Below are 22,173 nucleotides of genomic sequence, written 5' to 3'. Positions count from 1 at the left end.
TCACCCCGCACTCGTCAGATTGTCGGATTGCACGTATCGACGTGGAGGTTCCTGTGAATGAAGTAATTCCCTGGGTCGGGATTGAGCGTGCCCACTTTGGCGAGTTCAGGAGTGATGTTCGCGAAAGGCTGGGTAACTTCTCCTCATTCAAAAGAAGTCCTGATGACTCCCTCATTGACCACTACTCTTCGAGGGGGCTAATGCTGCACTTTGACAAGAGCGACCGCCTGGACTTCATCGAGGCGACAGCTGTATCTGAACTTTCATTTTCGGGTATTCAGCTCCTGCAGAGGCCGTTCGGTGACGTGCTGGCTGAATTGCGCTCAAATTCAATCGAATTCAGTCTCGATGGCTCTGGATGCGTACTTACCGGGTATGGGATCGAGTTGTATACGCCGGCTCCCGACGAGCTTGATGTGGATGTAGAAGGGGTAACGCTCAGAGCTCCTGTGCAAACGCAGGACAGCCCCGACACTTTGCAGGCCGTGATCAAGGATTCGCCGGACGAAGGCATGCTTTTCTGACTCGGCAGACGGCGCCCAACGGTGAGCCGGGACGACTTGTTCTTTCGTTCGAGTTGGAAGACGTGCTCGAAATCCGAAGCGGAATTGGTTGTTCTGATCTGGCGTGACGATGTCACGGGTGAGGAAGCAGCTCAAAATAGCCAACGGGTATTCGGGCGGAGTTTACCGCTTGCACCATGATCCGGAAATGGAATGGACGATATCTCACTATGAGTGCAGCCCTTGTTCACCTGGAGAGCTGCCTCGGCGTGATGAAGGGAGGGTGGGCGGTTGACGAACTGCGTGACGATCACGAAATTACCGTTTGCATGTTCGGTGATGGTGAATTTTCGAATGTCACATCGTATGCGACGGTCGGTCTCAGTCAAATTCCCTTGCGAGTTCGCGACGGTGGGCAGGAAATCTCTATTGAATTGATGGCGTGCTCTTATGGTGAGCCAAACCCTCGCGAGTCTGGCCACGGGCCGTGGCCCGGAATCCTTGAACATATCGCTTCCAGGTCAATTCAAAGCGGGAAGGCAGTGCTCAGAGGAGATTTCATCAGGCTGCCGGGGCCGATCGCTCCGGGGAGTGAGATGGTAGGTCTCTATGCCATGCCGCCCGTATACTATCCGGACGATTTCTCTTCTTTCCCTCTGGATGGAGGTCGGCGCGCGGCAATTGTGTGGCTGATTCCTGTTGGGGACAGGGAATTGAGCAGGCGCATCGAAGTTGGATGGTCGAAATTTGAAGCAGAGTTGGTTGCTTGCAATCCTGACATCCTAGACCTGCGCAGAGGGCAAGTGGTTTAATTTTTGCTTTTCTGGGCTGGCTGACTTGACGATGAGTAGGTTGGAGCGTCTCAGGTCTCAAATTTTTGTGACCCCGAATTTTTCGACGGTGGCCTTTCCGTGGCAATGTTCCACTGGGCAGTCTTGCAGATCATTCGGAATTAGTGGTATCGATGATATTGAGTGCTTTCTTCAATGGTGAATGGGTCTATGGCGAGACGTTGGAGGAGATAGCCCGCATAGTTTCGACCGTCATGGAGAACCTTCGCGGGGAAGATGGGGAGGGGAAGAGCTATACCCCGGGAAGTGACGCATGGTTTTCCATGGCGGACGAGCGGCATAGCAACGAAAATCGAGTAGCTGATAACCATCTGCGTGTAGCAGTGAATAGGCGAACGGGATATGGGGGCCTCATCTGGTTTGTCGACGGCGACAGTTCAAGGGTGGGCAAGCTGTATGAATCCGTTTGGATTTCCAATAATCCTCACCCGCCTTCCGTCGATCCATGCGTTGTATCAGACCCGGGCTACCCTCTCTTCCATGACCCTGCTAGTGCGATTCCAGTCGATCGGGTGCTTGCCGCGCTCGACGAGTTCTGCCTCTCGAACAGCGGCGACCGTCCTGGCTGCATCGACTGGGTGCCAGGTGAGGTGAGTGGTCAGCGACTTGACAGAGCTCCTATAGTGGATTTCGTAGAAGATCCGGTGATCGACTGGGGTAGTCTTTCCTAGCGAATTATGCGAATGGCGCTATACGGACAGATCGAACGGAATAAATGGCTCCGAACGTGAGCTCTTCTCCGTTGGCTGTGTTGAATTCCTGATGGGCTCCTTTCTGGAGCCTTGGAAGCCGCAACGCTGCGGTCAAGAAGAGAAGTTGCCCGGGGGTTGCGGGTACGGAGGCCCACACGGTCACCGCGGTGATCGTGACGCACGCGGACCACGACTTCGTGGACCTGACGATCAGGGCGACGGCGGAGTCCGCTGCGAAGCAGGGTGCGAAGGACGGTGCGAAGTCCTTGGCCAAGAAGGTCGCCCGCAAGGCGGCGTTCGGCCTGGCGGCGTCGGCTGCGGTGCTGGGGGCGCTGGGCGCGAGTCACGACCACGGCGCTGATCAGGTGTCGGCGGCCGAGACGGTCGCGGCGGCGTCCTCGGTAACGCCCGGTCACAGCGGCAAGGTTGGCGGGGAGGCGCCGGTTGCGCAGGGCGCGCACCTGACGACGACCTTCCACCACCCGTTCTACGACGAGACGCAGTCGGCCTTCGTCGAGGGCAAGGAGCCGAGGGAGTGCCTGGGGGGCACCGCACTACGTTCACTGACTCCAGTCGATTTGGCGGCCATCGAGTCGGAAGGATTCCTCCACACCGGCCCAATCCTCTACCCATTCTCCGACGCAGTGGATCTGCATGCGAGGGTCGTCCGCGCTGCGGATCATTACGCCGAATGACTCCGTATGTTCCCCAGCAGGTTCGTCGAGGTCGGCCATGGTGTCGACCCGGATGTACCGGCCTGTGTCTCTACCGGAGACGATGCGTCCCACGACCCCGAAGTGGCGGATGGCGTCTTGGTGCTTGGCGATGATCTGCGAGCGGTCCTGAACTGCTGTCACCCGTCGTTCGTTCGAGGTGTCGGTGATGGTGAGTTCGACCGGGGAGGGGCGTCCGAACAGTTCGATCACACCCTTGGCCCCCGACGTCGGGGTGCCGATCTCCGTGATCGTCGCCTGAAGCGTTACGAACGGGCCGTCAGTGATGGTGACGGTGGCACCGACTGCGATCCGGGGGTGTGCCGTGCCTGCCTTGACGGTTTGCACGAGGGCGGCGAAGGCTCCAGTGCGGAAGGTGAGCGTGGCCCCGGCCGGTGCCTTCGAGTCGCGTATCGATACGTGGGTGGGGGTGGTCGCGATCTCCACGCAGTTGTTGCCGTCGTCCGGGCTCGAGTGGGACGACTTCCGCCAGTTGTCCATGAGGTGTCTCACAGCTCTTTCGCCAGTCGGTTGATGAAGTCGCGCGACCGATCGGGGTCGAGTGACACGGCTTCCACCTTACGGAAGCGCGTTCGAAAGGCACCGAGTTGTGCTTCGGAGTCGATGAAGGCCGAGCCGTGGGGTACGTCGCGTACGACTGTGTCCAGTTTGGGTACGGAGCCGCCGGCGTACGTCATCGCGCTGGCGGCCCGGGCGAAGCCGTCCAAGTCGAACGGGATGACACGGATGGTGATGTTGTCCGCTTCGGAGAGCCCGAGAAGCTTGGTGAGTTGGGCTCGGGAGGCCGCGCGGTCGCTGACCCTGATACGCAGGGACGACTCGTGGATCACCAACTCGTACGGGGCAGTGATCTGTTGGCGTTGCAGGCGATGTCGGACGCGCAACTCAAGCTCTTCGTCGGTGAGCTCCGGGACCCTCGCGGAGAACACCGCGCGGGCGTAGTCCTCTGTCTGCGTCAACCCCGGCACGTACAGGATCGCCACCTCGTGCAAGAACGTGGCGTGATGGTCCAGTTCGGCGAGGTCGAGGAACGACGTGGGCAGCAGGCCCCGGTATTCCTCCCACCAACCCCGCGTGCGCTCCGTTGCCATCGCGACCAGGGCCTCGGTGAACTCCGCGTCCGTACAGGCGTAGTGGGATGCGAGGCGGCGTACTCGTTCTTCACTCACGCCCACGATTCCGGATTCGATGTGGCTGATCTGCACGCGACCCGTTCCGAGTAGCGCCGCTGCATCGACGGCGGTGAGTTCCGCCGCCTCGCGGAGCCTGTGCAGCTCGACCCCTGAGCCGTCACCGTGAGCCGCCGTACCGTCCGCCTCATCCTCACCGTCCACGGACTCATCGGCCTGGTCGACGCCGCCGAACTCATCGCCGCCGAGTTGGTCTCCAACGCCGTACGGCATACGGACGGGCCCGTCGAGCTGCGCGTCCGCTGGGAGGCGGGGGTGGGGGCCAGAGCGGGGATCTTGCGGATCGGGGCCTGGGACGCCGATCCCGAACCTCCGCCCCCAGCAGGGCCGTTGGAACTCGTTGCGGACGCGGACGCGGACACGCACGCGTACCCCGAGTGCGGGCCGGCGCTCGCGCTCGTCCCGGCCCGCTCCGATCCCCCAGGCTGGCAGCCGTCGCCCAGGCACGGCGCCCGCCGCAACCACACCCGATGCGAACCACTCACCGCGTAACCGGCAACGCCCCCACGAACCGCGGCCCGTCCCCCCGGTGTTGTACCGGGAACGTCACCTTCAGCTCCTGTTCCTGCCCCGTCACCGACAACCGCGTCGTGAACTGCAAGCCCAGGAACGCCTTCTTCGAGCCGCCCGCCGAGACGTACGGGCGCGGCAGGTTCAGTACCAACTTGCCTGGTTTGCCGCCTCTGTTGCCGTCGAAGAACAGGACTCTCCGGTCGGTCAGGGCTATGTACAGGGGGCGTGGAGTGACCGTGGCCATCACCGTGCCCGCGCTCAACACCCCCACCACGGCGGCCGTCAGGGCCTGTTTGCGGACGGAGACCGAGCCGATCGCGGCCAGGGACATGAACTCGACGCGTTCTTCCTGGAGGAGCAACGGGGCTGCCGCTTCGAGGAGTTGGCGGTTGCGGCGGGCGTTCAGGGACATGGGCGGTGGCTCCCGGGAGACGTACGGAAAAGTGGGGAAGCTATGAGGCCTCGGTGAACGGAGGTTGGACGGGCGGTCGGGGGACAGTCAAGTGACAGTCACGTCCAACCCATGTCTGACCTGCGCATTCCCCGCTCCCCTCGATGTCAGAGGCCTCGCCTAGGATCCGCCGCATGTCATCCGTCCCAGGGCCCGCACCCGGCCCCGATTTCGAACTCGCCTCCGCCTTCCCGGAGGTCGCCTGGCTGCGCCGGGCCGCCGCCGTGGGCGACTGGGCCGCGATCCGGCAGTACCACGACAGCCTGCCGCCCGGTACCGACCGGGCCTTCTTCGTACGGGTGTTGGCCGAGGTCGACGGCGTCGAGCACGCGCTGCGGCAGCAGGTGGCCGCCGTACCGCACGACGTTCTCGCGCTCACCGTGCTCGGCGCGCGGCTCGTCGAGGTCGGGTGGGGGATACGGACCGCGGCGCGGGCCAAGGACGTCAGCAGGGACCAGTTCACCGCGTTCCACGCCCACTTGAGGGACGCGGAGCAGCAGCTCATCCGGGCCACGGCACTGGACCCCTCCTACGACGCGGCCTGGGCCGAGCGGCTGAACACCGCTCGCGGTCTGTCGCTGGGGCAGAACGAGACCCGGCGCCGTTACCACCGGCTCGCCCGCCACCACCCCCACCACTTCACCGGGCAGGCCCGTCTCCTCCAGACGTTGTGCCCCAAGTGGGGCGGCAGTTGGGACGAGGCCCACGGGTTCGCGCGCGAGTGTCTGCTGACCGCGCCCGAAGGGGCGTTGAACGGCGGGCTGGTGGCCGAGGCGCACATCGAGCACTGGCTCGACCTCGGCGCCGACGACAAGCGCGCCGAGTACCTGCGGCAGCCGCACGTGCACGCCGAACTCGTCGAGGCCGCCGGGCGGTCCGTGTTCCACCCGAGCTTCGCGCGACCGTACGGCTGGGTCACCGTCCAGGGGTGTTTCGCCGCGCTGTTCTCGCTGATCGGCGACACCGCGCAGGCCGCCGCCCACTTCCGGGCCCTCGGCAACCTCGCCTCCGACTATCCGTGGAGTTACCTCGGCAAGCCCGCCGAGGCGTACGTCCAGCACCGCGACACCGCCAACTCCGCTCTGAGAGGCCGAAGATGAACCCCCAGGACCACCAGGGGACGAACCCCCAGGACCACCGGGGGACGCGCCCCGAGGACCACCGGGCCGCTCAGCACAGCCAGTTCGCCACCGCCACCGCCACCGCCAACACGGCATCCGCTGCCACCGCCGCCGACTCCGGCCCGAACGCCATCCACCGCACCGAAGTCGACGGCATACCCACCCTCTTCGCCTACGCCCCGGGGCCCCCGCGCGCCGGACTCGTCTTCCGCGTCGGCACCGCCGACGAGACCCTCGCCCGCGCCGGCGTCACCCACCTCGTCGAACACCTCGCCCTGCACCGCCACGGTCTCACCGACTACCACTACAACGGCGCGACCAAGGCCGCCTTCACCCACTTCCACGTGGAGGGCGCCGAACACGAGATCGTCGCCTACCTCCACGGCGTCTGCGCCTCCCTCGCCGACCTCCCCATGGAGCGCCTGGAGACGGAGAAGGAGATCCTGCGGACGGAGGAGTCCCGCCGCGAACCCGGCCAACTCCCGCTGTGGCGCTACGGCGCCCAGGGCTACGGCCTGGTCAGCTACCCCGAGTGGGGCGTCAGGAACCTGCGTCCCGAGGACGTACGGCACTGGACGCGGACCTGGTTCACCGCCGGCAACGCCGTGCTGTGGATCGCCGGCGAGCGCTTCCCCGCCGGGCTCGCGCTCCGACTGCCCCCGGGCCCCCGCCACCCGCTGCCCGCCGTCACCTCCGCGCTCCCCACCACCCCCGCCCACTTCGCCGACGGCCAGGGCGGTGTGCTGCTCGACGCCGTCGTCACCGACACCGCCGCCGCCCGCCTCTACGCCGGTGTCCTGGAACGCGAACTCTCCCGCGCCCTGCGCCAGGAGGACGGCAACTCCTATACCGCGGCCACCGATTACACCTCCCGCCGCGACGGCCACGCCCTCCTCACCGCCTTCGCCGACGCCCTGCCCGCCAAGCAGGACGCGGTGCTCGGCGGCTTCGTCGACGTCCTCGCCGCGCTCCAGGCCGGCCGGATCGCGCAGGCCGACCTGGACGCCGTACGCACGCGCGCCGACGCGGGACTGACGGCGGCCGACGCGGCCGTACGACGGCTGCCGGGCGCGGCGGAGGACCTGCTCGCCGGACGGCCGTCGCCCACTCTGGACGAACTGCGGCACGAGCTTTGGTCGGTGACGCTCCATCAGCTGCACGCCGTCGCCCTGGAGGCCGCCGGTACCGCCCTGCTCCAGGTGCCCTCGGGGCACGGCGCGGGCTGGGCCGGGTACGCGGAGGCGCCGACGCGTTCCCCGTACGCCGTCACCGGGCGACGCTTCGAAGCGGTCACCAAGGACGGGTCCGCGCTGGTGGTCGGGGACGACGGGGTCAGCCTCACCGCGCGCGGTCGCGACGGCGCCGACCTCGCGGTGACCGTGCCGTACCGTTCCTGCGCCGCCGTGCTCAGCTGGCCCGACGGTGGGCGGCGGCTGATCGGGACCGACGGTCTCGCCGTCGCCGTGGAACCGGGGCTCTACGGAGTCGACGCGCACACGATGGCGACGCTCGACGCGGCCGTACCGCCGCACGCGCGTGTGGAGTTGCCGCCGCGGAGCGCCCCGCGCGCGGAGGCGCCGCCCGCGCGACCGGTCGGCGAGAGCACGGCCGCCGCGCCCGCCCGGCGCACCGGCGGACAGACCGCCGCGCTCGTCGTCCTCTTCCTCCTGGGCGGGCTGTTCGCGTTCGTCGCGCTCGCGATGACGGTCTTCGGCCGCGATCCCGACAGCGGCACCGGCGAATGGCTCGGCCTCTCCGGCTTCCTGTGGGCCGTCACCGGACTGATCGTCTGGCCCGCGGTACGGATCCTGCGGCGCACCGGGAGCCAGTGAGTCAGTGAGCCAATGAGGCAGTGAGGCCGTGAGCCGGTGGGCTACCGCAGGTAGGGGTTGCCCTGCTGCGGGGGCACCGGCATGCCCATGTACAGCTGCTGCTTCGGGGGCGGGTTGTCGAACATCCCGAACAGCAGCAGTCCGGCGGCCATCAGCATGGTCGCCACGACCGCGAGGCCGAGGAACGGGTCGCCGCTGGAGCTGCCGCCCGACGCCGCCCACGGCAGGGTGACGCACTCGTAGAGCACGAACGACGCGAACGCGCCCCAGTCCGAACCCTGCCCGCGGCGGATCGCCGCGTACAGGAAGGGCACCCACATCAGCAGGCCGCACGACGCCCACGCGAGGAACACCCAGGCGATTCGCTGTCCCCAGCCGGCTTCCAGCCGTTTTGCCATGTCAACCCCCCAAGGTCGGCCCAAGGTTATGGCACGGGCCGCCGCCCGGGGGACGAACGGCCGGGTCGGCCCTCGCGCGGCTCCGGCGGACGCCCGCCGCATCCGCGCCCTGGTACGGCGTTTGTCCGGTCCGCGTTCCCCGGTACGGGAGTTTTTGCCGTGTCGTGAGGGAATCTTGTGGCGATCGAGAGGATTCGTTTTCCAGGCCGAAGGGCGGCGTCGATTACTGTGCGATTCGCTGGGGTCCCAAGTCCCGCGCGCGCACGGACAGTTCCGTACCAGGGCCGTACGACCGTAGTCCTACGGCGTCGCCGCGCCGGACCCGCGCAGCTTCCGGGGCCCCCAGGGGGCCGACAACTTTCCGGCGGACGTCGTGATCGTCCGCTTGTCATGAACAGGGGTGGGGTTTTTCGTGTCCGAGCACCGGCAGTCGAAGAAGCGCAGATACATCGCGTGGGGCGTCGCGGGTGCGGCCGTCGTCGCCGGAGGCGGTATCGCCGCGCAGACCTCGATGGCCGCCACGACCTGGCCCGCGCAGAAGACCTACACCGGCCGCGCCTTCGACACCTGTGCCGCCCCCTCCCTCGCCGCGATGAAGGCCTGGCACGGCGGCCTCTACGGCGCCGCCGCCGTCTACATCGGCGGCAAGAACCGCGGTTGCAGCCAGCCCAACCTCACCGCCTCCTGGGTCAAGTCCCTCACCACGGTCGGCTGGAAGTTCATCCCGCTCTACGTCGGCTCGCAGCCGTCCTGCGGCTCCGGCGGCTCGGTGAAGATCAGCGCCAGCACCGCCGCGGCCGTCGGCAAGTCCGAGGCCGACGACGCGGTCGCCAAGTCCGCGGCCCTCGGCTTCAAGGCCGGCAGCCCGGTCTACCTGGACATGGAGTCGTACGACACGACGAACACGTCCTGCAACGACGCCGTACTGACCTATGTGCGCGCCTTCGACAAGGAACTGCACGCCAAGGTCTACCGCAGCGGCCTCTACGGCTTCTCCAGCTCCAGCGCCAAGGCCATCGCGACGGCGTCCAGCAAGACGGACCTCCCGGGCAACCTCTGGTACGCGCTGTGGGACAAGGTCAACACGACCACCTCCGACTGGCCCTGGGGCGCCACGCAGTTCACCGGGCACAGCCGCGCCCACCAGTACCTGGTCAACAGCAAGGAGACCCGCGGCGGTTACACGATCACCGTGGACCGCGACGCGTGGGACGCGCCGGTGGCCATCACCGGCTGACCCCACGGAGCCCTGAAGGTCCGGTGACCGAAGGACGAGGGCTGACGGGTGGGGCTGAGGAGTTGGGGGCCAGGAGTGAGGGGGCGAGGGCGATGAAGATGGTGAGGCTGCTGCGGGCGTCCGCGGCACCGGTGCTGCGGACACCGGCCGTGCGCGCGGGGTTCGCCGCGCTGCCGGTCGTCAGTCTGGGCCTGCTCTGTCCCGTCCCGTCGCTCGTCCTCGCCCTGCGCCGCCGCACCCGGGCCGACTGGCTGGCCTTCGCCGGCTTCACCGCGGTCCTCGCGGCCTGGATCACCGAACTCGCCCTGACACCGGTCGACACGCACGGGGCGTTGTTCGGCGTGGACCTGGTACTGGTCACGCTCTCCATGGCGGGCGCCTCCGCGCACGCGTGGCGGGCGTGGCCGCGGCGGGCGACGGGTGGCCCGGTCGTCGAGCGGCCTGAGGAGTAGCGGTACATGGGCAAGCAGGTCCGGCAGGTCACGCAGGCGCGTCCGGCTCCGGCGGGGGGACGGGCGGGGGGCCAGGGGGGACGGCTCACGCGTGTGGGGCAGGCCATGGCGGAGGGGCTGCGGGCGCTCGGCGGTCGCACCATCGCCATGATCGCCACGGCGCTCGCCGTCGCGCTCGGGGTGATAGTGACCGGGATCGTCCTCTCCAGGCACGACACCCGCCCGCCGATCCCCGCCACCCGGGCCCGGCACTACACCGACACCGACGCCTGCCTGCTCACCGACCGCCGGGGGATCAGCGGGAGCCCCGCCGCCACGGTCTGGCGGGGCATGCAGGACGCCTCGCTCAGGACGCACGCGCGCGTGACCTACTCCTCGGTGACCGGCGAGCAGAGCACCGCCAACGCCCGCCCCTTCCTCAACGCCATGCTCCAGAGTTCCTGCGAGGTCGTCCTCGCGGTGGGCGGCGCCGAGGTGAAGGCCGTACAGGAGACGACGGAGCGGTACGCGAAGGTCGGCTTCGTGCTCGTCGGCGCCGCCGACGGGGGCAAGAGCGGCACGAACGTGTCCTGGGTGGCGACCGGCGACGGCCTCCGCGAGGAAGTCGCCGCCGCGGTCGAACGCGCGGTGGACGCGCAGCGCTAGCGCACGCGCGCGTGCCGGTGCCCGAAGTCCCGGTGAATCGTTGGTCGAATGGGTTGGCCACAGGCGACCCACTGCCTAACATCGATCACCGCAAGACTTTGTGCACCGTCGCACAATCTCCTCGGGAGGCTCCCTTGCACCGCCGCCGTCGCACCGCGCTCGTCCTCACCGCCGTGATCGCCGCCGCGGCCCCCGCCCTGACCGCCTGCGGAAGCGAGGCGCATCCGGGCGCGGCGGCCGTCGTGGGCGGGCAGCGCATCACCGTCGCGCAGTTGCAGAGCCGGGTCAACGAGGTGCGCGTGGCGCAACGGGCGGCCGTCCAGGACCAGGCGCAGTACACGCGGGCCATCGCCACCACCGGCGGCCTCACCCGCGAGACGCTCTACGGGATGGTCTTCGACCAGGTCGTGCACCGCGCGGCCCAGGACGCCGACGTCACCGTCACCCGCAAGGACATCCAGGACATGCGGGCCGCCCTCGCCCAGCAGGCGGGCGGCTCCAAGGCCCTGGAGGCGACCTGGCTCGCCCAGTACGGCGTCCCGCCGCAGCGCCTCGACGAGAACCTCCGCCTCCAGGTCGAGGGCCGCAAACTCGCCGCGAAGCTCGGCACGGACACCAGCCAGCCCGCCTTCTGGAAGGCCCTGTCGACCGCGTCCAAGGAACTCCACGTCGACCTCAACCCGCGCTACGGCACCTGGGACGTCGAGAAGAGCAGCCGCGTCGACGCGAAGACACCCTGGGTGCGCGAGGTCACGGCGGCGCAGTCGCAGCAGTCGGCGTAACGGTACGGCGGACGCGGAGCGCCCCGCGTCCGAGGGGCCGCCGGTGTCCTGTGGACGACGCGTGGGGCTGTCGGTGGCGTGGGTTACGTTCGGTGGGTGAACGCAACCACCCCCGGTCCCGAGAGCACGCCCGCCCCCGGGAGCACCCCCGCTCCCGGCCGTATCGTCCTGCTCACCACCAGCCACCGGGTCGCCCCCGGCCTGCTGTCCTGGCCCGCCTGGGAGGCGCTGCGCACCGCCGACCGCGTGCTGTGCGCGGACGGTACGCATCCGCAGCTGCCGTATCTGAGCGAGGCCGGCATAGCTGTCGTCGAGTCGTCCCCGACCGCCGAGGAACTGGTCGCCGCCTGCGCGGGCGGCCACACCGTGGTGATCGTGGCCACGGGCGAGGGCGAACCGGCCCTGACGGACGGCCTCGCCCGCCTCGCCGGTTCGGGCCGCGTCCGGATGCCCGAGCTGGAACTCCTCCCCGCCTCCTACGACCTGCCCGGCGCCCGCCTCCTCGACCTCGTCCAGGTCATGGACCGCATCCGCGTCGAGTGCCCGTGGTCCTCCCAGCAGACCCACAAGGGCCTGGCGAAGTACGGCATCGAGGAGGCGTACGAACTCGTCGAGGCGATCGAGGAGGGCGACCGCGGCGAGTTGCGCGAGGAGTTGGGGGACGTGCTCCTCCAGGTCGTCTTCCACGCCCGCATCGCCGAGGACGACCCCGACACCCCCTTCGACATCGACGACGTGGCCGCCGGCATCGTCACCAAGCTGATCCACCGCCACCCGCACGTCTTCGGCGACGAGACCGCGTCGACGCCGGAGGAGGTCAAGGAGCACTGGCTGCGCACCAAGGCCATGGAGAAACAGCGCACCTCCGTCACCGAGGGCATCCCGACCGGCCAGCCCGCCCTCGCCCTCGCGGCGAAACTGGCATCGCGCGTACGGACGGCGGGACTTGAGGTCCCGCTGCCGAAGGCGGACGACGACCTCGGTTACGCACTGCTCGCGCTGGCGGTACGCGCCGAGGCGGACGGGGTGGACCCGGAGGCCGCGCTGCGAGCGGCGGGGCGGGCTTACCGGGATGCCATCAGGGAGGTTGAGGAAGGGGCCTGAAGAAGGAGGACAAGGAAGGGGGGTAGGGGGTGGGGCCCAGGCGATGCCCGAGGCCACGGACTGAAGCCACGGACTGAGGCCACGGTCCGGTTCCGCAAAGCCGTCGACATGGGCCACCCCGCCGCGCAGCAGGCCCTCGCCGAGCCCCGACCACCACCCCGGATACCGTCAAGGAGTGACAGACCAGCCGACCCGGCCGCACCCCGGCAGCCCCGCCCCCACGACCGCCCCCGAACTCTTCACCTGGGAGTTCGCCACCAACCCCTACCCCGCCTACGCCTGGCTCCGTGAGCACGCGCCCGTGCACAAGACGCGGTTGCCCAGCGGGGTGGAGGCCTGGTTGGTCACGCGGTACGCGGATGCCAAGCTCGCGCTCGCCGATCCGCGGCTGTCGAAGAACCCCGCGCATCACGACGAACCGGCGCACGCCAAGGGCAAGACCGGTATCCCGGGGGAGCGCAAGGCCGAGTTGATGACGCATCTGCTCAACATCGACCCGCCGGACCACACGCGGCTGCGACGGCTGGTCAGCAAGGCGTTCACACCCCGCCGGGTCGCCGAATTCGCGCCCCGCGTGCAGGAGTTGACGGACCACCTCATCGACCGGTTCGCCGCGGAGGGCTCCGCCGACCTCATTCACGACTTCGCGTTCCCGCTCCCCATCTACGCCATCTGCGACCTGCTCGGCGTCCCCCGCGAGGACCAGGACGACTTCCGGGACTGGGCGGGCATGATGATCCGGCACGGGGGCGGGCCGCGCGGCGGAGTCGCGCGGTCGGTGAAGAAGATGCGCGGCTATCTCGCCGATCTCATCCACCGCAAGCGCGCGGCCCTTGCCGACAGCCCGGAGGCACTCCCCGGAGAGGACCTCATCTCCGCCCTCATCCGCGCCTCCGACCAGGGCGAGCACCTCACCGAGAACGAAGCCGCCGCGATGGCCTTCATCCTGCTGTTCGCCGGGTTCGAGACGACCGTCAACCTCATCGGCAACGGCACGTACGCGCTCCTGACCCATCCCGAGCAGCGGGCGCGTCTGGAGCGATCCCTCGCCGCCGGCGAGCACGGCCTCCTGGAGACCGGGGTCGAGGAACTGCTGCGCCACGACGGCCCGGTGGAGCTGGCGACCTGGCGCTTCGCCACCCGCCCCATCACCCTGGGCGGGCAGGACATCGCGGCCGGCGACCCCGTCCTCGTCGTCCTGGCCGCCGCGGACCGCGATCCGGAGCGGTTCGCCGACCCCGACGTCCTCGATCTGGGACGGCGTGACAATCAACACCTCGGCTACGGCCACGGCATCCACTACTGCCTCGGCGCCCCGCTCGCCCGCCTGGAGGGACAGACCGCGCTCGGTACCCTCCTGACCCGTCTGCCGGACCTTCAACTGGCGGTGGATCCGGCCGACTTGCGCTGGCGCGGCGGTCTCATCATGCGTGGACTGCGCACGCTGCCCGTGGAGTTCACGCCGGGAGCGGGTGCACCAACCCCGTCGACACCGTCGTAGAACCGGACCGAACAGGGCATCTCGGCGCGTAAACCTGAAGGTGACAGTTCCTCAACTCTGTGATCTTCACGTGATCTGCGTGGCATTAACTTGTGACTGGTGATCGACTGCGGCTACGTTCACGTACCAGCGCGGCGCCCCGCAGCACCCGTCGCGCGGTTCCCCCGCCGTCACGCGAAAGGCCTCCGCATGCTCTCCGGGAACGGTCGTCACCGTCGCCCCCGCCAGGCTCCGGCGATCCTCGTCGCGGCCGGTGTGACCGGCTCCGCCATCGCCATCCCGCTTCTCGGTGCCGCCGCCGCGAACGCCGCCGACGGCACCACCTGGGACAAGGTGGCCGAGTGCGAGACCGGCGGCTCCTGGAGCGAGAACAGCGGCAACGGCCACTTCGGCGGGTTGCAGGTGACCCAGGACGACTGGGACAAGTACGGCGGGCAGGACTACGCGCCGACCGCCGACCTCGCCAGCCGTTCCCAGCAGATAGCCGTGGCCGAGAAGATCCTCGACGCCAAGGGCACCTCCGAGTGGGTCACCTGCGCGCTGGTCGCCGGTCTCACCACGACCTCGGGTTCGACCGACGTCGACACCGGCCTCGCGAGCGACTCGCCCTCCAGCAGCGCGACGGACTCCTCGGGCTCGACGGACTCCGACGACTCCGCCGGCGCTTCCGGATCGTTCGGGCTGTCCGACTCCAGCAACACGCAGTCGACTCCCTCCGATTCGTCCGATTCCTCCACCGGTGACACGCAGAGCCCGACCCCCTCCGCGACGGACAACCCCGCCAAGTCCGACAAGTCCACCCCCTCTTCGACGGATGACAGCTCCGCCACCGCATCGCCGAAATTCGACGAATCGGGCAACTCGGGCCAGGCGGTGGGCAAGTCGAGCCTCGTCGACACCGGCGCGCTCGGCGACTCGGCGGACGCGGGCGTCGAGCAGCAGAGCACCGGCAAGCACCGCGGCGCGAGTGCCGACGAGAGCGTCGACGAGAGCGCGACGCCCAAGACGTACACCGTCCGCGCCGGCGACTCCCTCGCCTCCATCGCCGACTCCCTTGGCTACGACGGCGGATGGCGCGCGCTGTACGCCGAGAACAAAAAGGTGATAGGCGCCGATCCGGGCGCGATCGTCGCCGGTCAGACCCTGGACGTCAGTGCCGAAACGGGCGGAAAGTAGCAGCAAAACAGCGGGAGTTCACGTCACACTTCGAGCCGAATGTCCGGTTTGGTGAAAGTGTGGGATGAGTCTCAGAAGCCCTGATCGTCTTTGAAATTCCGCCGATTCCCTGTCTACGGTCAAGGCCGCTCGTCACCACGAGCCCCGGCTGCCGCACACGCCGAGTCCTGCCAGCGGCCTCCGGGAACAGTCGTCGCGTCAAGCGCCGTAGGCAGGAGCGGGGGACCCAAGGTAAGTGCCGGGCCCGGGAGTCGAGAGACGTCCGGAACCGGCTTGGGGTGAAGTCGCGCACCGGGAGGTGCGCGGCCGGGCAACTCACACGGCCCGAACCCGACAGCTCACCTCGCAGGCGTCGGTGAGGGGATTGGGATCTTCCATGCTGTTTTCCAGCAAGGGCAAGCACCGCCGTCCGTCCAAGGCCACTCGTGTCGCCACGCTCGCCGGCGTGACCGGTGTCGCCATCGCCGCCCCGCTCATGGCGACCGGCAGCGCCTCCGCCGCCACCGCCTCCGAGTGGGACGCGGTCGCCCAGTGCGAGTCCGGCGGCAACTGGTCCATCAACACCGGCAACGGCTACTACGGCGGTCTCCAGTTCTCCGCCTCGACGTGGGCCGCGTACGGCGGCACCGCCTACGCCGCCACCGCGAACCAGGCCTCCAAGTCGCAGCAGATAGCCGTGGCCGAGAAGGTCCTCGCCTCCCAGGGCAAGGGCGCCTGGCCCGTCTGCGGCACCGGCCTGTCGAGCGCCGCGTACTCCGGTTCCAGCTCCAGCTCGTCGAGCGGCTCCAGCTCCTCGAAGAGCACCACCGAGCGCTCCACCACGGACACCACCGCCTCCCGCTCCGCCGAGCGCCCCGCGGTCAAGAAGACCGTCACCACCCCGACCGGCAAGAAGGTCAAGAAGGGTGACGGCGAGTACAAGGTCGTCAAGGGCGACACCCTCAGCTCCATCGCCGAGAAGCACAAGGTCAAGGGCGGCTGGCAGCAGCTGTTCAAGCTGAACAAGAGCATCATCGACGACGCCGACTTCATCTACCCGGGTCAGCAGCTGCACCTTAAGTAGCTCTCAGCTGAACCACAGCGCCCTCACATCCGTGGACTCCACCATGGAGACCTCGTGAGGGTCACCCCCGTCCCCCACGGGCTCCCCGCTCCGGTGCGTGTTCCCCCGTACGCACCGGGGCGGGGCTTTTTTGTGCCGTCCCGCTGATTTTGTGCGCCCTTTGGCGAAGCGCTTTGTTCCGTTCGGAAACAATTTACTCTCGGTTCTGTCCATCAGACGGCCGACCGGATGGCCAATCGCCCCGAGCCGGTTAGGCTCGTCTCGCAGAGCCGCTGCGGTGGTGCCGCAGCCGCGTCAGATCCCAAGAAGGAGATGCTCGTGCCGTCCATCGACGTCGTCGTAGCCCGGGAAATCCTGGACTCCCGAGGCAACCCCACGGTCGAGGTCGAGGTCGGCCTCGACGACGGCAGCACGGGTCGTGCCGCCGTTCCGTCCGGCGCCTCCACGGGCGCCTTCGAAGCCATCGAGCTGCGTGACGGCGACCCCAACCGCTACGGCGGCAAGGGCGTCGAGAAGGCCGTCCTCGCCGTCATCGAGCAGATCGGCCCGGAGCTCGTCGGCTACGACGCCACCGAGCAGCGCCTGATCGACCAGGCCATGTTCGACCTGGACGCCACCGACAACAAGGGCTCGCTCGGCGCCAACGCCATCCTCGGCGTCTCCCTCGCCGTCGCGCACGCCGCCTCCGAGGCCAGCGACCTCCCGCTGTTCCGCTACCTCGGCGGTCCGAACGCGCACCTGCTGCCCGTTCCGATGATGAACATCCTCAACGGCGGCTCGCACGCCGACTCGAACGTGGACATCCAGGAGTTCATGATCGCCCCGATCGGCGCGGAGTCCTTCTCCGAGGCGCTGCGCTGGGGCGCCGAGGTCTACCACACCCTCAAGAAGGTGCTGAAGACCAAGGGCCTGTCCACCGGCCTCGGCGACGAGGGCGGCTTCGCCCCGAACCTGGAGTCCAACCGCGCCGCCCTCGACCTCATCATCGAGGCCATCAAGCAGGCCGGTTACGTCCCCGGCGAGCAGATCGCGCTCGCGCTCGACGTCGCCGCGTCCGAGTTCTACAAGGACGGCAAGTACGAGTTCGAGGGCAAGTCCCGCTCGGCCGCCGAGATGACCGAGTACTACGAGGAGCTGGTCTCCGCGTACCCGCTCGTCTCCATCGAGGACCCGCTGTACGAGGACGACTGGGCCGGCTGGAAGGTCATCACCGACCGCATCGGCGAGAAGGTCCAGATCGTCGGCGACGACCTCTTCGTCACCAACCCCGAGCGCCTCGCCCGCGGCATCGAGGAGGGCACCGCCAACGCCCTGCTCGTCAAGGTGAACCAGATCGGCTCGCTGACCGAGACCCTGGACGCCGTCGAGATGGCCCAGCGCAACGGCTTCAAGTGCATGATGTCCCACCGCTCCGGCGAGACCGAGGACGTCACCATCGCCGACCTCGCCGTCGCGGTGAACTGCGGCCAGATCAAGACCGGCGCCCCGGCCCGCTCGGACCGCGTCGCCAAGTACAACCAGCTGCTGCGCATCGAGGAGATCCTCGACGACGCCGCCGAGTACGCGGGCCGCAGCGCGTTCCCCCGCTTCAAGGGCTGAACATCAAGGGCTGACCCATACCGGGCTAAGCCTTAGCCAGTCGTCCGTACGTCCCCGCACCCGGTCCCGTACCGTGTGCGGGGACGTACGCACGTATGAACACGTAGGCAAGGGGAGGCGGGACATGGCCGTGAAGGACCGGGACCGGTTCTCCACCGCGACCAGGCTCAAGCTGCTCGGCGAGCAGACGGCGGCCCGTGTCTACCGCTCCCAGACCAAACGGCAGGCCCGCCGCTCCCGGCTCACCGGCCGGGCGGCCCTCCTCGCCCTGGTGCTCTGCTCGCTGATCGTGGCGCTCGCCTACCCGATAAGGCAGTACGTCTCCCAGCGCGCCGAGATCTCCGACCTGGAGCGGCAGCAGGCGCAGGCCCGGCAGCGCGTCGAGCAGCTGCGCGACCTCAAGGCGCGCTGGCAGGACGACGCGTACGCGGAGCAGCAGATCCGGCAGCGGCTGCACTACGTGCTGCCCGGTGAGACGGGCTACATCGTGATCGACCCGGACGCGGCCAAGCAGTCGCGCGCCGAGCTGGGGGCGGCCGACCGCCCCTGGTACGCGAACGTCTGGGACGGCGTCGACAAGTCCGACGCCTCCGACCAGTGAACCGACGACATCACCGACAGACACTTCAGAGAGACTCCCGTACAGGCATGGAAACGCCCCCGCCGTCCACTCCGCGCACCGAGCCCACCGACGCGGATGTCGAGGCCTTCAAGCAGCAGCTCGGGCGTCCGCCGCGCGGCCTGCGCGCCATCGCGCACCGCTGCCCGTGCGGACAGCCCGACGTGGTGGAGACGGCGCCCCGCCTCCCCGACGGCACGCCCTTCCCGACGACGTACTACCTGACGTGCCCGAAGGCCGCCTCGGCGATCGGCACGCTGGAGGCGAACGGCGTGATGAAGGAGATGACGGCCCGGCTGGAGACGGACCCCGAACTGGCCGCCGCGTACCGCGCCGCCCACGAGGACTACATCGCCCGCCGCGACGCCATCGAGGTCCTGGAGGGATTCCCGAGCGCCGGCGGGATGCCGGACCGGGTGAAGTGCCTGCACGTCCTGGTGGGCCACTCCCTGGCCGCGGGCCCGGGGGTCAACCCGCTGGGCGACGAGGCCCTGGCGATGCTGCCGGAGTGGTGGGCGAAGGGCCCGTGCGTGAGCGTCACGAAGGAGGACGAGCAGTGACCCGGGTCGCCGCCATCGACTGCGGTACGAACTCGATCCGCCTCCTCGTCGCCGACGTGACCCCGGAGACCGGCGAACTCGTCGACCTGGACCGGCGGATGACGATCGTCCGGCTCGGGCAGGGCGTGGACAAGACCGGGCGGCTCGCCCCCGAGGCGCTGGAGCGCACGTTCGCGGCCTGCCGCGAGTACGCCGCGGTCATCAAGGAACTCGGCGCCGAACGCCTCCGCTTCGTCGCCACCTCCGCCTCCCGCGACGCCTCGAACCGCGACGACTTCGTGCGGGGCGTCCTGGACATCCTCGGCGTCGAACCCGAGGTCGTCACCGGCGACGAGGAGGCGGAGCTCTCCTTCACCGGCGCTACCAAGGAACTCACGGGCCGGGACGACCTCGCCAAGCCGTATCTCGTCGTGGACATCGGCGGCGGCTCCACGGAGTTCGTGGTCGGCGACGACCAGGTCCGCGCCGCGCGCTCCGTGGACATCGGCTGCGTCCGGATGACCGAGCGCCACCTCGTCCACGACGGCAAGGTCTCCGACCCGCCCACCCCGGACCAGGTCACGGCGATGCGCGCGGACATCGAGGCGGCACTCGACCTCGCCGAGGAGACGGTCCCGCTGCGCGAGGCCCGCACCCTGGTCGGCCTGGCCGGCTCCGTCACCACGGTCTCGGCCATCGCCCAGAACCTCCCCGAGTACGACACGGCGGCCATCCACCACTCCCGCGTCCCCTACGACCGCGTCCGCGAGATCACGACGTCCCTCCTCCACTCCACCCACGCCGAACGCGCCGCGATCCCCTCCATGCACCCCGGCCGCGTCGACGTCATCGGCGCGGGCACCCTAGTCCTCCTCGCGATCATGGAGCGCACGGGCGCGACCGAGGTCGTGGTGAGCGAACACGACATCCTCGACGGCATCGCCTTCCAGGCAGCGGGGGAGTAGACGCCGGCCCGGCCCGGCTGTGTCGGTGCCGGGCGCGACCATGGTCGTCATGACCGACGAACGCCCCGCCGACCGCTACGCCCGCCTCGCGGCCGACCACCTGCCCGCCGGGCTCGCCGAGCGCTGGACGGCCCTTCTGCGTCCGTGCGTCCGCCTGCGCCGGACCCCGGACCCGGAACGGGCCGCCGCCACCCTCGGCGGCACACCGGACCTCCCGCTCGGCACCGCCTGGCCGACCTGGCCCGGCCGCGGCCCGCTGTCCTTCGTCGCCTCGGTCCGCTGCGCGGCCCTGCCCCCCGAGGCCCTGCCCCCGGGATTCCCGCCCGACGGCACCCTGCTGTTCTTCTTCCACTACGACGATCAGGGCACCGGCGGCGCGGGGACGTTCCACTCGATCTACGACCGCGGGTCGTGGGCCGGGGCCCAGGTGCTCCACGTCGCGGCCGGTACTCCGGTCCACCCGGCGCCCGTACCAAGGGAGTTGGAGCCGTACCCGCGCACTCACCTGGTCGCGGAGGTGGAGTCGAGCGCGCCCGACCTCTGGCTGCCGCAGGCGCGGGCCGCCCTGCTCGGTGACGGCCGTCCGTGGCCCGGACCACGGGAGACCGAACCCCGACTCCGGTCGTTCAGGCGGGCGTTCGACCGCCTTCGGAGCCGTACGGGCCATCAACTCGGCGGCCACGCCGTCCCGGTGCAGGGCCCGGTGGAGTACGAGGTCGCGGACGCCGAACTCGGCCCCGGCCGCCCCTGGGGCGACCCGCTCCTGGACCGCGAGGCCGAACGCTGGCTCGTGCTGGCCCAGTTGGACAGCGACGACGACGCGGGGATGACGTGGGGCGACACGGGCACCCTGTACTGGCTGATCCGCCCGGAGGACCTCACGACCCGGCGCTTCGACCGGGTCCGGCTCGTCCTTCAGTGCTAGTCGGTGTGCCGGACCCGCACCACCAGCTTCCCCGTCGCCCGGTCGTGCTCCATGTCCTCGTGGGCCTGCGGCACTTGCTCCAGGCCGTCGTACACGCGGTCCAAGGGGAAGGCGAGTCGGCCGGCGGCGACCGCGTCGAGGATCTCCTGGAAGGTCTCCCGGGGGAGGTCGGAGGCGTCGCCGAAGTAGCCGGCCAGGCGGACGCCCCGGGGGAGGTACTCGTTCGGGGCGAAGTCCCGCACCGTCCACTGGTTGGAGAGGCTCCCGCCGAAGCAGGCCGTGCCGTGCACGCGGACCGTGCGCAGGGTGTCGGGGAGGGTCGGGACGCCGACGAGGTCGAGCGCCGCGTCGACGCCGTCCGGGTACAACTCCCGTACGGCGGGCGCGACTTCACCGGTGTCGAGCAGCGGGTGGTCGACGCCGTGCGCTGTGAGCGAGGCGAGCCGGTCGGGGCGGCGGGTGGTGGACAGCACCGTCGCGCCGTGCCGGCGGGCCAGCGCGGCGGCGGCCAGGCCGACCGAGGAGGTCCCGCCGCGGATCAGCAGCGTCTGGCCGGGCCTCAGGTCCAGGCCGACGGTGAGCGAGCCGTGGGCGGTCTGCACCATCTCCGGCAGCGCGCCCAGCACCTCCCAGGGCAGTTCGGTGTCGACGGGGATCACCTGGGCCAGCGGCACCGAGGTGTACTCCGCGTAGCCGCCGTCGTAGGTGCGTCCCATGTCGCCCATCATCGCCACGACCTTCTGTCCGGGCGCCAGCCCGCTCCCGGCCGGGGCCGCGTCGACGGTCCCCGCGGCCTCGATACCGGGCACCCGGGGGAAAGTGACCCCCACGCTCACCCCCAGCCGCAGCTTCAGTTCCGACCGGTTGAGCCCGAAGGCCTCGACCCTGATCCGCACCCATCCCTCCCGCTCCGGCGGCAGCGGGAGTTCGGTCAGCCGCAGGTTGCCCACGGGGCCGGGGCCGGAGAGCCGCACGGCGCGCATGGTGTTCGGGGAGGACGTCATGGGCGTGCCTTCTTCCCGGAGGGAGGGGGTACGGGCGCTGCCCTCAACGTGCGCCGGCGCCGACCGCATTCCCGACGGGACCCCGTGATCGGCCACCGCGTCCGGCCCGATTTGTTACTGCCCGGTACTAAACTCCTGAGCAGCCCATATAACGTATGAGCGGTTGCAGGGGGCGCTCGTCACCCCGCCCGGAACGTGTCCGTAAGAAAGTTCGTGAAGTTCTTCACAAGGAATTCTGTCCTGTTGGACGACCGGACCGGCCCGGTTGGCCCGTCCG

24 protein-coding genes, 1 pseudogene and 1 riboswitch are annotated in these 22,173 nt (G+C 69.2%); of the genes and pseudogenes, 20 read left to right on the top strand and 5 right to left on the bottom strand.

Annotated features, from left to right (window positions below; translation table 11 throughout):
* Positions 1–53 precede the first annotated feature (53 nt).
* The 4 genes from ACIQPR_RS04005 to ACIQPR_RS03990 all read left to right on the top strand — a co-directional run bounded on the left by ACIQPR_RS04005 (position 54) and on the right by ACIQPR_RS03990 (position 2,741).
* Positions 54–524 carry a hypothetical protein gene (locus ACIQPR_RS04005; RefSeq protein ID WP_403641489.1) on the top strand — a complete coding sequence of 157 codons (471 nt, stop codon included), beginning with the start codon at positions 54–56 and terminating at the stop codon, positions 522–524.
* A 209-nt stretch (positions 525–733) separates the two neighbouring features.
* The gene (locus tag ACIQPR_RS04000; RefSeq protein WP_403641486.1) at positions 734–1,315 is read left to right on the top strand and encodes a suppressor of fused domain protein; all 582 of its coding nucleotides are present in this window, start codon (positions 734–736) and stop codon (positions 1,313–1,315) included.
* Between the two features lie 152 nt (positions 1,316–1,467).
* On the top strand, positions 1,468–2,025 hold the full coding sequence (locus ACIQPR_RS03995; protein ID WP_403642911.1) for an Imm1 family immunity protein: 558 nt from the start codon (positions 1,468–1,470) through the stop codon (positions 2,023–2,025).
* Between the two features lie 188 nt (positions 2,026–2,213).
* Entirely contained in the window at positions 2,214–2,741 is a 528-nt protein-coding gene (locus ACIQPR_RS03990; RefSeq protein ID WP_403641484.1) for a hypothetical protein, read from the top strand.
* Positions 2,742–3,083: 342 nt separating this feature from the next.
* Here ACIQPR_RS03990 and ACIQPR_RS03985 read toward each other — a convergent pair.
* Both ACIQPR_RS03985 and ACIQPR_RS03980 read right to left on the bottom strand, forming a co-directional pair.
* Positions 3,084–3,260: pseudogene (locus ACIQPR_RS03985) on the bottom strand (DUF397 domain-containing protein); the annotation flags it as partial.
* Positions 3,261–3,268: 8 nt separating this feature from the next.
* Positions 3,269–4,114, bottom strand: coding sequence for a helix-turn-helix domain-containing protein (locus ACIQPR_RS03980; RefSeq protein ID WP_403641481.1), 846 nt, complete (start codon positions 4,112–4,114; stop codon positions 3,269–3,271).
* Here ACIQPR_RS03980 and ACIQPR_RS03975 point away from each other — a divergent pair.
* On the top strand, positions 4,076–4,462 hold the full coding sequence (locus ACIQPR_RS03975) for an ATP-binding protein (RefSeq protein ID WP_403641478.1): 387 nt from the start codon (positions 4,076–4,078) through the stop codon (positions 4,460–4,462). The two genes, ACIQPR_RS03980 and ACIQPR_RS03975, sit on opposite strands and share 39 nt — an antisense overlap.
* Here the strand turns inward: ACIQPR_RS03975 and ACIQPR_RS03970 are convergent.
* Positions 4,452–4,895 carry a hypothetical protein gene (locus tag ACIQPR_RS03970; RefSeq protein ID WP_403641475.1) on the bottom strand — a complete coding sequence of 148 codons (444 nt, stop codon included), beginning with the start codon at positions 4,893–4,895 and terminating at the stop codon, positions 4,452–4,454. The two genes, ACIQPR_RS03975 and ACIQPR_RS03970, sit on opposite strands and share 11 nt — an antisense overlap.
* 173 nt (positions 4,896–5,068) lie before the next feature.
* Between ACIQPR_RS03970 and ACIQPR_RS03965 the strand changes: the two genes are divergently transcribed.
* Positions 5,069–6,034 carry a hypothetical protein gene (locus tag ACIQPR_RS03965; protein WP_403641472.1) on the top strand — a complete coding sequence of 322 codons (966 nt, stop codon included), beginning with the start codon at positions 5,069–5,071 and terminating at the stop codon, positions 6,032–6,034.
* Entirely contained in the window at positions 6,031–7,887 is a 1,857-nt protein-coding gene (locus ACIQPR_RS03960; RefSeq protein WP_403641470.1) for an insulinase family protein, read from the top strand. The genes ACIQPR_RS03965 and ACIQPR_RS03960 overlap by 4 nt, the downstream gene beginning before the upstream one ends.
* Positions 7,888–7,928: 41 nt before the next feature.
* On the opposite strand, the gene ACIQPR_RS03955 is transcribed toward ACIQPR_RS03960, so the two are convergent.
* Entirely contained in the window at positions 7,929–8,285 is a 357-nt protein-coding gene (locus tag ACIQPR_RS03955) for a hypothetical protein (RefSeq protein ID WP_403641467.1), read from the bottom strand.
* A 412-nt stretch (positions 8,286–8,697) separates the two neighbouring features.
* Here ACIQPR_RS03955 and ACIQPR_RS03950 point away from each other — a divergent pair, with 412 nt between their 5' ends.
* The 13 genes from ACIQPR_RS03950 to ACIQPR_RS03890 all read left to right on the top strand — a co-directional run bounded on the left by ACIQPR_RS03950 (position 8,698) and on the right by ACIQPR_RS03890 (position 20,892).
* Positions 8,698–9,522: a glycoside hydrolase domain-containing protein gene (locus ACIQPR_RS03950; RefSeq protein WP_403641464.1), complete on the top strand. Its 825-nt coding sequence runs from the start codon at positions 8,698–8,700 to the stop codon at positions 9,520–9,522.
* A gap of 92 nt (positions 9,523–9,614) precedes the next feature.
* Positions 9,615–9,974, top strand: coding sequence for a hypothetical protein (locus ACIQPR_RS03945; protein WP_403641461.1), 360 nt, complete (start codon positions 9,615–9,617; stop codon positions 9,972–9,974).
* Positions 9,975–9,980: 6 nt separating this feature from the next.
* The gene (locus ACIQPR_RS03940; RefSeq protein WP_403641458.1) at positions 9,981–10,619 is read left to right on the top strand and encodes a hypothetical protein; all 639 of its coding nucleotides are present in this window, start codon (positions 9,981–9,983) and stop codon (positions 10,617–10,619) included.
* A gap of 134 nt (positions 10,620–10,753) precedes the next feature.
* Complete coding sequence (locus ACIQPR_RS03935) at positions 10,754–11,401, top strand: SurA N-terminal domain-containing protein (RefSeq protein WP_403641455.1); 648 nt, start codon at positions 10,754–10,756, stop codon at positions 11,399–11,401.
* A 96-nt stretch (positions 11,402–11,497) separates the two neighbouring features.
* Positions 11,498–12,505 carry a nucleoside triphosphate pyrophosphohydrolase gene (locus ACIQPR_RS03930; protein WP_403641452.1) on the top strand — a complete coding sequence of 336 codons (1,008 nt, stop codon included), beginning with the start codon at positions 11,498–11,500 and terminating at the stop codon, positions 12,503–12,505.
* Between the two features lie 175 nt (positions 12,506–12,680).
* Entirely contained in the window at positions 12,681–14,006 is a 1,326-nt protein-coding gene (locus ACIQPR_RS03925) for a cytochrome P450 (protein ID WP_403641449.1), read from the top strand.
* Between the two features lie 189 nt (positions 14,007–14,195).
* Positions 14,196–15,182, top strand: coding sequence for a transglycosylase family protein (locus tag ACIQPR_RS03920; protein WP_403641446.1), 987 nt, complete (start codon positions 14,196–14,198; stop codon positions 15,180–15,182).
* A 193-nt stretch (positions 15,183–15,375) separates the two neighbouring features.
* Positions 15,376–15,549, top strand: a riboswitch (cyclic di-AMP (ydaO/yuaA leader).
* A gap of 9 nt (positions 15,550–15,558) precedes the next feature.
* Complete coding sequence (locus ACIQPR_RS03915; RefSeq protein ID WP_403641443.1) at positions 15,559–16,245, top strand: transglycosylase family protein; 687 nt, start codon at positions 15,559–15,561, stop codon at positions 16,243–16,245.
* Positions 16,246–16,557: 312 nt separating this feature from the next.
* Positions 16,558–17,844, top strand: coding sequence for a phosphopyruvate hydratase (gene eno, locus ACIQPR_RS03910; RefSeq protein ID WP_403641441.1), 1,287 nt, complete (start codon positions 16,558–16,560; stop codon positions 17,842–17,844).
* Between the two features lie 124 nt (positions 17,845–17,968).
* Positions 17,969–18,445 (top strand): septum formation initiator family protein, encoded by a 477-nt coding sequence (locus tag ACIQPR_RS03905; RefSeq protein ID WP_403641438.1) that lies wholly within the window; start codon positions 17,969–17,971, stop codon positions 18,443–18,445.
* Positions 18,446–18,492: 47 nt separating this feature from the next.
* Entirely contained in the window at positions 18,493–19,023 is a 531-nt protein-coding gene (locus ACIQPR_RS03900; RefSeq protein WP_403641435.1) for a DUF501 domain-containing protein, read from the top strand.
* Positions 19,020–19,967: an exopolyphosphatase gene (locus ACIQPR_RS03895; protein WP_403641432.1), complete on the top strand. Its 948-nt coding sequence runs from the start codon at positions 19,020–19,022 to the stop codon at positions 19,965–19,967. The genes ACIQPR_RS03900 and ACIQPR_RS03895 overlap by 4 nt, the downstream gene beginning before the upstream one ends.
* 49 nt (positions 19,968–20,016) lie before the next feature.
* Positions 20,017–20,892, top strand: a complete 876-nt coding sequence (locus ACIQPR_RS03890; protein ID WP_403641429.1) for a YwqG family protein — start codon at positions 20,017–20,019, stop codon at positions 20,890–20,892.
* Here ACIQPR_RS03890 and ACIQPR_RS03885 read toward each other — a convergent pair.
* Complete coding sequence (locus ACIQPR_RS03885; RefSeq protein WP_403641427.1) at positions 20,889–21,896, bottom strand: zinc-binding dehydrogenase; 1,008 nt, start codon at positions 21,894–21,896, stop codon at positions 20,889–20,891. The genes ACIQPR_RS03890 and ACIQPR_RS03885 overlap by 4 nt on opposite strands.
* Between the last annotated feature and the right edge of the window lie 277 nt (positions 21,897–22,173).

The organism is Streptomyces sp. NPDC091280 (genome assembly GCF_044768565.1).
Classification (GTDB): domain Bacteria; phylum Actinomycetota; class Actinomycetes; order Streptomycetales; family Streptomycetaceae; genus Streptomyces.
Note: the sequence above shows the minus strand (reverse complement) of the source record. Positions and strands in the feature narration are given on the sequence as shown.